Source organism: Vibrio sp. OPT46 (genome assembly GCF_015163535.1).
Lineage (GTDB): Bacteria > Pseudomonadota > Gammaproteobacteria > Enterobacterales > Vibrionaceae > Vibrio > Vibrio alginolyticus.
Map to the genome: position 1 here is coordinate 23,638 of NZ_JADDYG010000139.1, position 1,185 is coordinate 24,822.

Below are 1,185 nucleotides of genomic sequence, written 5' to 3' on the forward strand. Positions count from 1 at the left end.
GCTGTTTACTACGAAGTTATACGATCAAGAGAAAGTGCCAGTTGACGGCGAACGCTTGATTCGAATAGATGACTTGGAACTTGAACCGCAAGTTCAACAAGAAGTCCACGCTCTTTTAGAACAGATGAATGCTGAAAACTTTAAAGAGATTGGTGATTACCAAGGTTTTAAAGATGAGTTTATGAAGCTCAATGGCTTTAACTTTGAAGATGTCGACTATTCGCAAGACATTTCTATTGAATCGTTAATGTCGCTTAAGCCTTGATACTTGTTACCTGTTTCAAGGATGAGATATGTGACAACTATTCCTAGTCCTGAACACTTTTCAGGACTTTTTTTTGTTTCGAGCCCTAGCCACCCTATACTTAATTAAAAAGCGAGAACAAAATAGAGCAGTCTGCATTTTTAATTCACAGGAAGTGAAACCACGTAAAGGATGACCTATATGGGGAGATTGCAAACATTAGACTACGAAATCCCTGAGTCTATGCGAAGAAGTTGGCAGGAAATCGTCAACTTACTGGCTCAAATAACACACGTACCCACCACATTAATTATGCGTATCCATCCGGATCGCATAGAAGTAAATACATCTAGCGAAACTCTAGGTAATCCTTATCGTACTGGCGATGCAGAGCTGCTTGGTAACGGTTTGTATTGCGAGCAAGTTATAGAACAGAAAGGCGAGCTTGTAATCCCCAATGCGCTTGAAGATGAAGAATGGCAAAATAACCCAGACATCAAACTAGGCATGATTTCTTATTGCGGCTTACCGCTATTCTGGCCAAATGGGGAGACATTTGGAACAATCTGTATGCTTGACTCTGAGAGAAACGAGTACAACGATAGTTACCGTCAGTTGCTTGAAACTTTCAAAGATTCAATCGAAGCACAGCTTTCAGTTGTGTACCAACAACATAAACTTCAGCGACTTAACACCGAGCTAAAGAGTCGAATTGAAAATCGTACCACGGATTTAGCCCAGTTAAGTTACTCCTTAACACAAGAAATTGATCGCCGTAAAGCCGCGGAAAAACAAGTGAGCTACCAAAAAACACATGATCAGGGAACTGGATTTCTAAATCGTTCTGCACTTGAGAACATTGTCCAATACACCTTACAGTCCCTTGATAGTGATCAGCAATCGCTTGTGGTCATCAACATTGGTTTTAGTAACGCTCGCAG

General features: G+C 40.8%; 1 protein-coding gene and 1 pseudogene. Both read left to right on the top strand.

Annotated features, from left to right (window positions below):
• Window positions 1-265: pseudogene (locus IQR33_RS06150) on the top strand (bifunctional NADH-specific enoyl-ACP reductase/trans-2-enoyl-CoA reductase); the annotation flags it as partial.
• Between the two features lie 180 nt (window positions 266-445).
• Window positions 446-1,185 (top strand): GAF domain-containing protein (locus IQR33_RS06155; protein ID WP_193843591.1); only part of this gene is annotated, 740 nt, incomplete at its 3' end.